The sequence below is a fragment of the Streptomyces sp. NPDC054849 genome (genome assembly GCF_053610945.1).
This window is the reverse complement of record NZ_JBSGZI010000077.1, coordinates 1-12,661: the sequence shown is the minus strand read 5'-3', so window position 1 is coordinate 12,661 and position 12,661 is coordinate 1. Positions and strand designations below refer to the sequence as shown.

Sequence of the window (12,661 nt, the reverse complement as noted above, 5' to 3'; positions counted from 1 at the left end):
GGCGTCGGTGTCACGTCGCCGCCGCCCGGATCCGTCGGTGCCGACGGCGGCTTCGGCCCGGGCGAGACCCCCGGTGCCGCGACGACCGCATAGGTCGTCAGGCCGGTCTCGTCGCCGTACAGCCAGCTTCCCGCCGACGCGTCGTAGAGCCACACCGACTCCCCGTCCAGGACCACCCCGGCCCGCAGCCCCCGTACGGCCCGCCGGAAGGCCTCGGCGTCCGACCTGCCCGAGGCGAGCTCGTCCGCGGCATGCCGGTAGCGCTCCAGGGTCTCGGCGGTGCGCTTGAACAGCGGGCGCGGGTCCTCCGTACGGGCGAGAGGCCGTCCGCCCGTCGGCGGGGGCTGCGGCACCGACACCAGGAGCCGGCCGTCCACCCAGGCGGACCAGCCGTTGGCGCAGAGGACCTCCCCCCAGTCGCCGCGCCGGGACAGCAGCTGTACGGGCAGGAAGGCGTCGAGCGGCACGGTGGGGTGGGACACGTCCGCGCTCTCCCACGCCGGCAGACCCTCCGCCGGGACGATATGGGTGGGCTGGAAGTCCTCGACCTGTCCGGGGCTTGTCATCGGCGGCTACTTCCGCATGATCGCGGGCTCGTTCCGGCGAAGTACCCGGAGCACCAGCAGGCCGAACAGCACGGACAGGGCGACCAGCATGCCCGCTTCGAGGAGCCACACCCCGGCGTCGTGATCGAACATCGGATCCTGGGTGATCGTGCTGGGCACGAGGGCGCCGAGGTCGATCGTGCCCGCCATCGCGCCCATGGCCCACCGGGCCGGCACGAACCAGGCCAGCTGTTCGATGACGGGGACCCCGGTGAGCTTCAGCAGGGCGCCGCAGAAGACGACCTGGACGATGGTGAGCAGGACCAGCAGCGGCATGGTGACCTCCTCCTTGGTCACCAGGGCGGAGATCAGCAGGCCGAGCAGCATGGAGGTGACGGACAGCAGGGCGACGACGAGGGTGATCTCGATCAGCGGCGGCATGAACACACCGGTGCCGCCGGGCGCCTTGGTGTCGACTCCGGCGAGACCGACCACGGTGAGCACCACGGCCTGACCGACGGTGACCGTGCCGAGGACCACCACCTTGGACATCAGGTAGGCCGACCGGGACAGGCCGACAGCGCGCTCGCGCTGGTAGATGACGCGTTCCTTGACGAGTTCGCGCACCGCGTTGGCGGCTCCGGTCAGGACTCCGCCCACGCACAGGATGAAGAGCGCGTTCAGCGCCGTCTCGATGGTGAGGGCGCTGCCGGCCAGTGCACGGGCCATGGCCCCGAGGGCGAACGGCAGCCCCACCATGATGATCAGGAAGGTACGGTCGGCGCTGAGCACGGCGGCGTACCGGCGGACCAGGGTGAAGAGCTGGGAGCCCCAGCTCTGTGCCTTGGGCGGTGGCGGTGGCGGCGGCTGATGGGGCGCAGGCGGCGGTGGGGGGACCTCTGAGCCCGGCTCGGCCGTCCCCGCGGGCGTGGGCCGGCCAGCGGAGACGTCGACGTAGAGGCGGTGCATCGGTGAGGCCCGGTGCTCCGCGGCCCAGTCGCGGTCGCGCTCGTTCTCGAAGGCTTCGAAGGCCTCGGGCCACTGCTCGTAGCCGAAGAATCCCAGCGCCTCGTCGGGCGGCCCGTAGTACGCGATGCGCCCCCCGGGCGCGAGGACCAGGAGGCGGTCGCAGACGCTCAGGTTGAGCACGCTGTGGGTGACGACGATGACGGTGCGCCCGTCGTCCGCGAGGCCGCGCAGCATGTGCATCACCGAGCGGTCCATTCCGGGGTCGAGACCGGAGGTGGGCTCGTCCAGGAAGAGCAGGGAGGGCTTGGTGAGCAGCTCCAGGGCGACGGAGACGCGTTTGCGCTGGCCGCCGGAGAGGCTGTGGATGGGCTGGTCGGCACGCTGCTGGAGGCCGAGTTCACCGATCACCTCGTCCACCCGCGCCTCGCGTTCGGCCTTGGCGGTGTCCTGGGGGAAGCGCAGTTCGGCGGCGTACCGCAGGGCGCGCCGGACGGTGAGCTGGAGGTGCAGGATGTCGTCCTGGGGGACGAGCCCGATGCGGCGGCGCAGCTCGGCGTAGTCGCGGTAGAGGTCGCGTCCGTCGTAGAGGACGGCGCCCTGGTCTGCGGGGCGCAGTCCGGTGAGCGCGCCGAGCAGGGTGGATTTGCCGGCTCCGCTGGGACCGACGACGGCGAGCAGGCTCTTGGCCCCGACCGGGAAGGAGACGTCGTCGAGGAGGGTCTTGCGGCCGTGGTCGACGGCGACGGTGAGGCCCTGGACGTCGAGCGAGACCTCGCCGGTGTCCACGTACTCCTGGAGCTGGTCGCCGACGAGGCAGAAGGCTGAGTGGCCGATGCCGACGATGTCGCCCTCGGCGAGGGCGGCGGCCCGGCGGTCCAGGCGGACGCCGTTGAGGTAGGTGCCGTTGTGGCTGCCGAGGTCGATGATCTCGTAGCCGCCGTCGGCGAGGGCGCGCAGCTCGGCATGCTTGCGGGAGACGATGAGGTCGTCGATGACGAGGTCGTTGTCGGTGGCCCGGCCGATGCGTACGACGGTACGCGCGGGCAGCGGCCGGACGGTCGTCGGCTGCCGGAAGGTTCGGGACAGCGACGGGTTCGAGACCCGCGACGGCCGGACGGCGCCCGGCGCGGGGGGAGCCGGGGGCGAGGGGGACGAGGGCGGCGGATCGACGAGGACGGCGCGTGGGCCGTCCTCGGCGCTGCCGAAGCGCAGCTGGCTGCCGACGCCGACGCTCCACTCGTGCACGCGCTGTCCGTCGGCCCAGGTGCCGTTGGTGCTGTATTCGTCCTCCACCGTCCAGTGGTCGCCCTCGGGGCGCAGGATCGCATGGTGCCAGGAGACGCGGGCGTCTTCGAGACAGATCTCGCAGAGCGGGTCCCGGCCGACGTGGTACGTCCGGCCCGGGCTCATCGGAACGGAGCCCGTGTCGGTCACCAGGACGAGCTCGGGCGCGGTCGGCACACCGGGACGCTGGACCATGAGCAGATCTTCCCATGAACCCGCCGTCCTGGCAGCGGCCTGGCATCGCCGCAGGTCAGAGGCCTCTTATAGGTAATGACAACGGTCCCCGTTGCAGCCTTTGCCCATCTCGCCGGGGTGCGCTTCACTTCACGCGACGGAACCGAACACACGGTGCCGCGACGAGACGGGGGACGCCATGAGTGGGCCTGACCACGCGCACGACGACCACGCCCACGACCACGCCCACGGGCCCGGCCACGCGGGCCACAGCCACGGTGTGGCCGCCGACGCCGACCGGCGCTGGCTGGCGATCGCGCTCGGTCTGATCGGCGGGTTCATGGCCATCGAGGTGGTCATCGGTTTCATCGCGCACTCGCTGGCCCTGATCTCCGACGCGGCGCACATGCTGACCGACGCCGTCTCGATCGTCCTCGCGCTGATCGCCATGCGGCTGGCGGCGCGTCCGGCCCGGGGCGGTTTCACGTACGGCCTCAAGCGGGCGGAGATACTCTCCGCCCAGGCCAACGGCCTGACGCTGCTTCTGCTGGCGGTCTGGCTGGCATACGAGGCGGTGCGCCGGCTGATCGACCCGCCGCCGGTGGAGGGCGGGCTGGTCCTGGTGACGGCGCTCGCGGGCATCGTCGTCAATGTGGCCGCCGCCTGGTGCATCTCCCGGGCGAACCGTTCCTCGCTGGCCGTCGAGGGCGCCTACCAGCACGTCCTGAACGACCTCTTCGCCTTCATCGGGACGGCCGCCGCCGGTCTGATCGTGCTGACCACCGGATTCCGGCAGGCCGACGCGATCGCCACGCTCGTGGTGGTGGTGCTGATGGTCAAGGCGGGCTACGGGCTGGTCCGCGAGTCGGGCCGGATCTTCCTGGAGGCCGCCCCGGCCCACGTGGACCCGGACGCGGTCGGCGACCGGCTCGTCGGACACCCGCCCGTCACCGAGGTGCACGACCTGCACATCTGGACCATCACCTCGGGGCAGGCCGCGCTCTCCGCGCACGTGCTCGTGGAGCCCGCCGGTGACTGCCACGCCGTACGCCGGGACCTGGAACGGCTGCTCGACAAGGAGTACGGGATCACGCACACCACCCTGCAGGTGGACCACGCGCAGGAATCCCTCCTCACGGTCGGCCGCGCGGGCGAGGGGCCGTCCGGCGCCCACTGCGCGGACGCCCACGGGCCGGTCCACCGGCAGGGGCCGCACGACCACTGACCGTCGGCTGCCCCAGGGCCGCGGGCAGGGCGGCTGACGGCCGCCGACTGGCGACCTGGCGACCTGGCGACCTGGCGACCTGGCGACCTGGCGACAGCCGATTTGCCGGCCCCCGACCGGAAACCCCGGCCGGGGATCACTGGCACCGGCCGGTACGGGGCATGGATGGACCCATGACGGACAAGCGAAGCGCCGGACTGCTGCTGTTCCGACGGACCGGTCCCGAGCCGGAATCCGGTGTCGAGGTGCTGCTCGGGCACATGGGCGGCCCGCTCTGGGCCGGGCGGGAGGCCGGGGGCTGGGCCATCCCCAAGGGCGAGTACGGGCCGGAGGAGACACCGCGGAACGCGGCACGCCGGGAGTTCACCGAGGAGATCGGGCTGCCCCCGCCGGAGGGCGAGTACGTGCCGCTGGGCGACGTACGGCTGAGCAGCGGGAAACTCGTGACGATCTGGGCGGTGGAGGCGGACCTCGACCCCGCGCTGATGGTGCCCGGGACCTTCACCCTGGAGTGGCCGCCGCACTCGGGAAACGTACAGGAGTTCCCGGAGCTGGACCGAGTGGCCTGGTTTGCTCCCCAGGTGGCGCAAAACCTGCTGATTCCCTCTCAAGTCCCTTTTCTGGAGCGGCTGTTGGTGCTGTTGCAGGCTTGACCTGAGCTTGCACTTGCCAACGTCGTCACCTGCATGGACATTGCACATATGACGAACGTCGTGCTGGTGGGAACCCTGGACACCAAGGGTGTGGAGTACGGCTGGCTGCGCGAGAGGCTGTTGCGCGCCGGCGTCGAGGTGGTACTGGTCGACACAGGAATCATGGGCGAACCCCGGGTGCCCGCCGATGTGCCGCGTGACGCGGTGGCCCGGGCGGCGGGAACGGAACTCTCGGAACTGCGCGCGGCCGCCGACCGGGGCGCGGCCGTCACCACGATGGCCCGGGGCGCGGAGGCGACCTTGTTACGCCTGCACGCCGAAGGCCGGCTGCACGGAGTGCTCGCGATCGGCGGCAGCGGCGGCACCTCCATCGCCACCCGGGCGATGCGCTCCCTGCCTCTGGGCGTACCGAAACTGATGGTCTCGTCGATGGCGTCCGGTGACGTCACCCCGTACGTGGGATCCTCGGACATCACGATGATGTACAGCGTCGTGGACATCGCGGGGATCAACAGCGTCTCCGGACCCGTCCTGGTGAACGCCGTGGAGGCCATCGCCGGGATGGCACGGGGCTACGCCCGCGCCTCGTCGGAGCGCCGCCCGCCCCCGCTGGGAGCGGGCGCGCGCCCGCTGGTCGCGGCGAGCATGGCGGGCGTGACCACGACCGGGGTGGACGCGGCGCGCGAGCGGCTGACGGAACTCGGCTACGAGGTGCTGGTCTTCCACGTCAGCGGCACCGGTGGCCGCACCCTGGAGACCCTGGCCGGCCAGGGGGTCTTCGCGGGCGTCCTCGACCTCACCCTCAGCGAGATCGCCGACGACCTGTGCGGGGGCATCCTGACGGCGGGTCCCGACCGGCTCAGCGCAGCCGGGCGGGCCGGGATCCCGCAGGTGGTGAGCCTGGGGGCGCTGGACATGGTGAAGTTCGGCCCGCTGGAGACCGTGCCTCAACGCGTCCGCGACCGGGGCGTCCACGTCCACAACCCGTCCATCACGGTGATCCGTACGACCGAGTCCGAGTGCGCGGAGCTCGGCCGCCGGGTCGCCGCCAAACTCCGCGCGGCGACCGGGCCCACGGCTGTCTGCGTCCCGCTCCGTGGACTGTCCACGCTCGGCGCGCCGGGCGGCCCCTACCATGACCCCCGCGCGGACCGGGCCCTGTTCTCGGCGCTGCGCGACGGACTGCGCGGCAGCGCCGCCCGGCTCCACGACTACGACACGCACATCAACGACCCGGCCTTCGGACGCGCGGCCGCCGACCGGCTGCACGCCATGATCGGGGCGATGCCGGCCGCAGCCTGAGACGCCCTGCGGGGTTGGGAACCGGCCGTGGCGGAAACCACGTCCCAGGGGGAGTCCGGTCCAGGGAACGGCCCGGTCGGCGGCCGGCCCCGGACCGGTCGTCCAGGGGACACGGCAGCGCCATGCGGCAGGCAGGGGGGCGGGAACGATGAACGACACGCGGGCGGCATGGTCGGTCCCCGGTTACACGGAGGTCCGGGAACTCGGCGCGGGCGGCAGCGGCCGCGTCGTGCTCGCCGTCCACGACGGCACGGGCACGGCGGTCGCGGTGAAGTACCTCAGCGACCGGCTGCGCCAGGATCCCGCGTTCGTAGGGGAGTTCCGGGCCGAGGCCCGCCTGCTGGGCGGGCTGGAGTCGCCGTACGTGGTGAGGCTGTACGAGTACGTGGAATCGCCCGGCGGCGCCGCCATCGTGATGGAGCTGGTCGACGGCGTATCCCTGCGCGCGCTGCTGAAGCAGTCCGGCCGGGCCGACGCCGAGGCCGCGCTGGTGGTCCTCAAGGGATCCCTGCTCGGGCTGGCGGCGGCGCACCGGGCGGGCGTCGTCCACCGGGACTACAAGCCGGAGAACGTACTGGTCGCGCCTGACGGCTCGTCGAAGCTGGTGGACTTCGGGATCGCGGCGGGCCGCGGCACGACGCCCGGCGTGGCCGGCACCCCCGCCTACATGGCGCCCGAGCAGTGGCAGGGCCGGCCGGCCTCGCCCGCGGCCGACGTGTACGCGGCGACCGCGACCTTCTTCGAATGCCTCACCGGGCGCAAGCCGTACGACGGGGAGAACTTCGCGGAGCTCGCCGTCCAGCACATAGAGGCGCCGGTGCCGGAGACCGAGGCCCCGGAGCCCGTGCGTCCGCTCATCCGGCGCGGCCTCGCCAAGCAGCCCGAACAACGGCCGGAGAACGCCGAGGCGTTCGTGGCCGAGCTGGAGGGCGTGGCCCTGGCCGCGTACGGGCCCGAGTGGGAGGAGCGAGGACAGCGCAAGCTGGCGGCGCTGGCCGCACTGCTGCCGCTGCTGTTCCCCTCGGCGGGCTCGGCAGCCGGTACCACGGCGACGGCCAAGACCACGCTGAGCAGCGGCTCGGGCTGGGCGCCCGGCCGCAGCGGCTGGCTGGCGGCGGGCGTGGCGCTGGTCCTGGGGACGGTGCTGGTGCTCACGACGGACGCGGTCGGCGCGGCGCCGGGCGGGGCTTCGGCGCTGAGCGCCTTCGCCACGACGAGCGCGGCCCCTCCCGCCTCGGCCTCCCCGGCCCCGAGCCCGACGGCTTCCGCTTCGGCGTCGCCGAGCCCGAGCCCCTCGGCGTCCCCGAGCACTTCACCCTCGGCCTCGCCCTCGCCGAGCCCCACACCCACCCACACCCCGAAGCCGACGGTGAGCTGGACGCCCACGCCGACTCCGACACCGACCCCGACTCCGACGCCGACCCCGACGCCCACACCGACCGTGAAAGTCACGAACGTCGACGTCTCGCTCAAGACCGGGGTCTACCGGGGCGACGCGACCATCACGGTCGCCACCCAGGGCTCGGGCCCGGTCACCGTCGTGGTGGAGTGGTTCCTGGGCAGTCGGCGGGGCAGCTACGCCGTCGCCGACGGCACCGAGTCGTTCACCGTCAAGGCCGGCTCGACGGTCAGTGTGGTCAGGTCCCACACGTTCACCCGCGACCGCGGCTGTTACGGCGGCGTCCGGGTCACCACCAAGCCCGCCGCCGGGAACACCTCCGCGTCCGGCTCGGAGTACCTGCTGCGGTGTCAGGACGTGCCCCGATGAGCGACCCTCGCGCCGCGCAGGGCGATGACGAGTACAGCGCCACCGTCCTCGGCAGTCACTGGTTCTCCGGCCCCCCGGCCCCCGCGGAGCCGGTGGCGCCGGTGGCGCCCGACCGGATCGAGGGATCCGTGCTCCGCTTCGGGCCCGGGGTGACGGCGGCCATGCCCGCTCCGTTCCCCGTGTCCACCGCCGTCGTCGCCCCGCCCCGGCGACGCCGCGGCGCCGGTCTGCGGCGGTACGCCCTCGCCGCGGTCGTGCTGGCCGCGGTGTTCGCGTACCTCGGCTGGCAGCGGTTCGGGCCCGCGATCGAGGTCCGGAGCGTGGCGGTGACCACCGATCCGCAGGGGCCGTCGTGTGACACGACGGCCGACGTGGTGGCGGTCGTGGGGACCAACGGGCGTCCGGGAACCCTCACCTACCGGTGGATCCGCAGCGACGGCACACAGTCCGAGGAACTGACCGAGCGGGTGCCGCGTGGGCAGCGGGAGGCCCGGCTGCACCTGCTGTGGACCTTCCAGGGCCCGGGGAACTACCCCGCCCGGGCCGAGCTCCGGCTGCTGTCGCCCGCGCCGCGCACGGCCGCGGTGGACTTCACGTACCGCTGCTCCCCGTAGCGGGGCAGCCGGTCCGGCGCAGCCGCAGGGTCCCGACGGTTTCCCTACGGCTCCGGACCGAGGTCAGAACCGGGCGTGCGCGGTGATGTCCGCCTCGAACTCGCCCGTCATCGCCGGGGTCACCGTCGGCCGGCACTGCCGGACCGCCGCCAGGTAGTCCTCGGTGCTCGCGCCGAGCTGCGCGGCTGCCGTGCCCCGCGCGCCCACCGCCTCCAGGTCTCGTTCGAAGGACACCTGCGCCGCGATCCGCGCCGCGTGCTCGATGTCGGCCGGCGTGAACAGCTCGGTCACCGCCACCAGGGCGTTCACGTCGACGTCCGCGCGCCCCGCCGTGTAACGGGACCAGATCGCGGCGCGCGCCCCTGCGTCCGGGGTGCCGATCGGGATCAGGTAGTCGAAGCGCCCGGGCCGCAGGAAGGCGGGGTCGAGGGAGCGGATGGAGTTCGTGGCGCACACCAACAGCCGTTCGCCGCCCTCCCGGAAGCCCGGTATCAGCTTCAGCAGCTCGTTCGTCACGCCGTGGATCCCGCCGGGCTGCGCGGGCTCGGTTCGTACGGGGGCGATCTCCTCCACCTCGTCGATGAAGACGAGGACGCGCTCCAGCTCGGCGATCCGGGCGAAGGCGTCGCGCAGTGCGGCCGCCAGGTTCCCCTCGTCGGCCAGACGGGAGGGGAACAGTTCCACGAAGGGCCAGCCGAGCCGGGAGGCGATGGCCCGGGCGAAGGTGGTCTTGCCGGTGCCGGGCGGGCCGAAGAGGGTGATGGCGCGCGGCGGCCGCACCCCGTGCGAGGCGGCCCGCTCGGGCTCGGCGAGCGGCAGTACCACCCGCCGCTCGATGAGGTCCTTCTCCTTCTCCATGCCGGCGACCTTGGTCCACAGGTCGTTCGGCAGGAAGCGGCCGCCGAGGTCGTCGAGGAGGCCGGCGGCCGGTCCGTGCAGCGGCTCGGTCTTCTCGAAGTAGGCGACGGCCGGCTGCCGGGTGTATCCGGCGTTGAGGAGGCCCTCGCCGAGCAGGTCCTCCTCGGGCAGGACGTAGGCGATGCGGCCGACACGCGCGGCGATGAGCCGCCGCTCCAGCTCGACGAGCAGGGCGCTGGCCAGGCCGCGGCCGCGCCAGCCGGCGGCGATCGCGATGCGCATGACCCAGGCCCGCTCCCCGGTGACGCAGGCGAGTGCCGCGCCGATGGGGACGCCCTGGTGGACGGCGACCACGCAGGGCTGACGGTCGGTCAGCGCGCTGATGCACTCGGCGAGCGAGAAGACGGACTCCTGGCCGAGTTCGGCCGTGGTGTCGATCAGATGCACCACCGCGGCGAGATCACTCTCGCGGTAGTCGTGGATGAGCCAGTTCACCGGGTACCGCCCCTCGTTCGTGCTCCTGCGGCGAGGCTAGGCGCGGTGGGGCCGGACGATCACGCTCCGTCGTGCACAACAGGCGGTCCGGAAACCCTCCGTGTCGTCCATAGACTGGTGCCTTCCGCCCGAACGCCAGACCGAGGATCCCCGTACCTTCATGCTTTGCCACATATCCGCGGCCCGACGCGGGCATCTCATATGGTTCGTCCCCGTCCTGTGGACCCTGGCGTTCGGTCTGTGGGGGCTCTCCCGGGACGACAGCGTGTGGCGGGACGAGGCGGCGACCTGGCAGGTGGCCGGACGGTCGGCGGGCGACATCTGGAACATGCTCGAGAACGTCGACGCCGTGCACGGGCTCTACTACCTCCTGATGCACGGCCTCTTCGAGGCCTTCGGAGCGAGCACCACCACCTTGCGCCTGCCGTCGGTACTGGCGGTCGCCGCCGCCGCGGCGTGCGTGGCGCTGATCGGGCGGCGCCTGGGCGGATTCTGGGCGGGGCTCGGCGGCGGGCTGACCCTCGGGCTGCTGCCGGCCGTCCAGTTCTACCTCCAGGAGGGCCGTCCGTACGCGCTGGTCGCGGCGGGGGCCGGGCTGTCGACCCTGCTGCTGGTGTCGCTCCTCGGGAGCGGGGACGGAAGCGGAAGCAGGGGCGGAAGCGGGGGCGGAAGCGGGAGCGGGTCGGCGAGCCGGGTCGGGAGCCGGCTGGGGAGGTTCAGCGGGAGCGGACCCGGGCGGCGGGCCTGGCCGCGCTGGACGGCGTACGGGATCACCGTGCTGGTGTGCGCCCTGCTGAACTGGCTGTCGCTGCTGATCCTGCCCGCGCACGCGGTGACCCTGTGGTGGGTGCGGGCCGGGCGGGGCGTGTGGCTGCGCTGGGCGGCGTACGGCACGGGCGCCGTGGCGGGGACCCTCCCCCTGATCCTGTTCAGCCGGGGCCAGTCCGACCAGGTGTCCTGGATACCTCCCCTGACCTGGCACATGCTGATCGGCCCCGGGATCCTCCTGGCGATCGGCGTGCTCGGCGCCTGCGCGGACCGGCCCGACCGCACGAGGCTCTCGGTGGCGGCGGTCGGCCTGCCGCTGCTGGCGGTGCCTCAGGTCGGGCTGATCGGGCTGTCCCTGGTCCAGCCGCTGTTCCTGGACCGGTACGTGCTGTTCAGCATGGCGGGTCTGGCCCTGCTGATCGGCGCCGCCCTGGGCGCGGCGGTACGGGCCTGCGCGCCCCGGTTCCCCCGGGCGGCGGACCTGCTCGTGCCCGGCGTGGTCGGGGTGGCGGCCCTGGCCCTGCTGCCGGTGGAACTGGGCAAGCGGGCCCCGGCCAGCCGGGTCGACGACGTCCTGGCGGTGGCCGGTGAGGTGGCCCGGCTGAAGCGGGAGGGGGACGCCGTGCTGTTCGTCCCGGCCGCGCGGCGGGACACGGCGCTGGTCTCCCCCGGCGCCTTCACGGGCCTGTCCGACCTGGCGCTGGCCGAGAGCCCGGTCGCCTCGGCCACCCTGAAGGGCGAGGAGGCGGAGCCGGCGCGGATCCGGGCGGCGCTGCTCGGGCAGCGGCGGGTGCTGCTGGTGACGGACTCGGCGACGGTCGCGAAGGCGCCGTCGGCGGACCGGGACAAGACCAAGGCCGCGGTCCTGCGGGAGCACTTCGCGGTGGTGGAGGACCGGCAGGTGCGGGGCCGCCGGGTGACGGTGTACGAACGGCGCGGGTAAGGCCCGGCGCCGGCCTCCTCCACGCCGTCTCGTCCCGGGCTGTCTCGATCGGGACTGTCTCGTCCGGGCATGCCCCGGGTTTCACAGCAGGTTCACCGGATTCACAGGGTATTCATACGGAACATCGCCCTCCGGTCATAGGTTCGGCGGGCAGGGTGGGGATCATGATCCACCACGTGCTCCCCCGAACGGCCCGGCGCTCCCGTGCGCGGCGGGCGTCACGGATCCTGCTCGCACTGACCGCGATGGCCGCGCTGCTCGGCGTCGACGCGCCCGGCGCGGCGGCCGAACCGCCGCTCGGCGTCACCGCACAGGCGCCGCCCGACGCCACGGCGGACCGCGTGGGCGCGCTGTTCGCGGGCGGCCTCGACGGCGGTCACTTCTGCACCGCCTCCGTGGTGCACGGCGACGGCCGCGATGTGATCGCCACCGCCGCGCACTGCCTGGACAGTCCGCACCCCATCCTCTTCGCGCCGGGCTACCGGGACGGCAGGGCCCCGTACGGCCTCTGGAAGCTCACCGGCGTGTACGTCGCCGCGGGCTGGACGGACGGCCGGGCCGCGGACGACGACATCGCCTTCGCGACGGTGGCCCCGACGGACGAGGGGCGGACCCGTTCCCTGGAGGGACTCGTGGGCGGCTTCCCGGTCGCCGCCGGGCAGCCGGACGACGCCACGGTGACGGTCATCGGCTACCCCCGCACCCGGGAGACGCCGCTGCGCTGCGCCAACACCACCGCCCTGCTCTCCGCGACCCAGCGCCGGATCGGCTGCCCGGACCTCGGCGGCGGCACCAGCGGCAGTCCCTGGCTGGTGAACGGCGCGCTGGCGGGCGTGCTCGGCGGCCACGAGGGCGGCGGGACCGTACCGGAGGTCTCGTACAGCGCGGTGATGGGCGGCCGGGCGGTGGGGCTGTACCGGGAGGCGGTCGCCACCCGCTGACGCACCGGCGGGCCCCGGGCGCCGTTGCGTCCCCGGGGCGTGTCTTTCGGATCGTGCCGGGCCCGCGCAGCCCGGCACGATCCGAAGGACACGCCCCACCTAGCGCCGGGCCGGGATGCGGT

10 protein-coding genes are annotated in these 12,661 nt (G+C 73.4%); 7 read left to right on the top strand and 3 right to left on the bottom strand.

What is annotated here, in order from left to right:
* A partial coding sequence (locus tag ACWGIF_RS27280; RefSeq protein WP_453501371.1) for a hypothetical protein occupies positions 1-566 on the bottom strand: 566 nt, incomplete at its 3' end.
* Between the two features lie 6 nt (positions 567-572).
* Positions 573-2,993 carry an FHA domain-containing protein gene (locus tag ACWGIF_RS27275; RefSeq protein ID WP_453501369.1) on the bottom strand — a complete coding sequence of 807 codons (2,421 nt, stop codon included), beginning with the start codon at positions 2,991-2,993 and terminating at the stop codon, positions 573-575.
* Between the two features lie 178 nt (positions 2,994-3,171).
* Here ACWGIF_RS27275 and ACWGIF_RS27270 point away from each other — a divergent pair, with 178 nt between their 5' ends.
* From ACWGIF_RS27270 to ACWGIF_RS27250, 5 genes are all read left to right on the top strand, one after another.
* Entirely contained in the window at positions 3,172-4,197 is a 1,026-nt protein-coding gene (locus ACWGIF_RS27270; RefSeq protein ID WP_453501367.1) for a cation diffusion facilitator family transporter, read from the top strand.
* A gap of 173 nt (positions 4,198-4,370) precedes the next feature.
* A complete protein-coding gene (locus ACWGIF_RS27265) occupies positions 4,371-4,850 on the top strand; it encodes an NUDIX domain-containing protein (RefSeq protein WP_453501366.1) in 480 nt (159 codons plus the stop codon).
* Between the two features lie 48 nt (positions 4,851-4,898).
* Positions 4,899-6,152, top strand: coding sequence for a Tm-1-like ATP-binding domain-containing protein (locus ACWGIF_RS27260; RefSeq protein WP_453501364.1), 1,254 nt, complete (start codon positions 4,899-4,901; stop codon positions 6,150-6,152).
* Positions 6,153-6,300: 148 nt separating this feature from the next.
* Positions 6,301-7,920 carry a serine/threonine-protein kinase gene (locus ACWGIF_RS27255; protein ID WP_453501362.1) on the top strand — a complete coding sequence of 540 codons (1,620 nt, stop codon included), beginning with the start codon at positions 6,301-6,303 and terminating at the stop codon, positions 7,918-7,920.
* Entirely contained in the window at positions 7,917-8,534 is a 618-nt protein-coding gene (locus tag ACWGIF_RS27250) for a hypothetical protein (RefSeq protein WP_453501360.1), read from the top strand. The genes ACWGIF_RS27255 and ACWGIF_RS27250 overlap by 4 nt, the downstream gene beginning before the upstream one ends.
* Before the next feature lie 63 nt (positions 8,535-8,597).
* On the opposite strand, the gene ACWGIF_RS27245 is transcribed toward ACWGIF_RS27250, so the two are convergent.
* Complete coding sequence (locus ACWGIF_RS27245; RefSeq protein WP_453501358.1) at positions 8,598-9,887, bottom strand: ATP-binding protein; 1,290 nt, start codon at positions 9,885-9,887, stop codon at positions 8,598-8,600.
* A 160-nt stretch (positions 9,888-10,047) separates the two neighbouring features.
* Between ACWGIF_RS27245 and ACWGIF_RS27240 the strand changes: the two genes are divergently transcribed.
* Positions 10,048-11,598 (top strand): glycosyltransferase family 39 protein, encoded by a 1,551-nt coding sequence (locus tag ACWGIF_RS27240; protein WP_453501356.1) that lies wholly within the window; start codon positions 10,048-10,050, stop codon positions 11,596-11,598.
* Between the two features lie 164 nt (positions 11,599-11,762).
* The gene (locus tag ACWGIF_RS27235; RefSeq protein WP_453501355.1) at positions 11,763-12,539 is read left to right on the top strand and encodes a trypsin-like serine peptidase; all 777 of its coding nucleotides are present in this window, start codon (positions 11,763-11,765) and stop codon (positions 12,537-12,539) included.
* The last annotated feature ends 122 nt before the right edge of the window (positions 12,540-12,661 follow it).

Coding starts and splice junctions, on each gene's coding strand:
- ACWGIF_RS27275 (WP_453501369.1), bottom strand. CDS start 2,993: ATGGTCCAGCGTCCCGGTGTGCCGACCGCGCCCGAGCTCGTCCTGGTG.
- ACWGIF_RS27270 (WP_453501367.1), top strand. CDS start 3,172: ATGAGTGGGCCTGACCACGCGCACGACGACCACGCCCACGACCACGCC.
- ACWGIF_RS27265 (WP_453501366.1), top strand. CDS start 4,371: ATGACGGACAAGCGAAGCGCCGGACTGCTGCTGTTCCGACGGACCGGT.
- ACWGIF_RS27260 (WP_453501364.1), top strand. CDS start 4,899: ATGACGAACGTCGTGCTGGTGGGAACCCTGGACACCAAGGGTGTGGAG.
- ACWGIF_RS27255 (WP_453501362.1), top strand. CDS start 6,301: ATGAACGACACGCGGGCGGCATGGTCGGTCCCCGGTTACACGGAGGTC.
- ACWGIF_RS27250 (WP_453501360.1), top strand. CDS start 7,917: ATGAGCGACCCTCGCGCCGCGCAGGGCGATGACGAGTACAGCGCCACC.
- ACWGIF_RS27240 (WP_453501356.1), top strand. CDS start 10,048: ATGCTTTGCCACATATCCGCGGCCCGACGCGGGCATCTCATATGGTTC.
- ACWGIF_RS27235 (WP_453501355.1), top strand. CDS start 11,763: ATGATCCACCACGTGCTCCCCCGAACGGCCCGGCGCTCCCGTGCGCGG.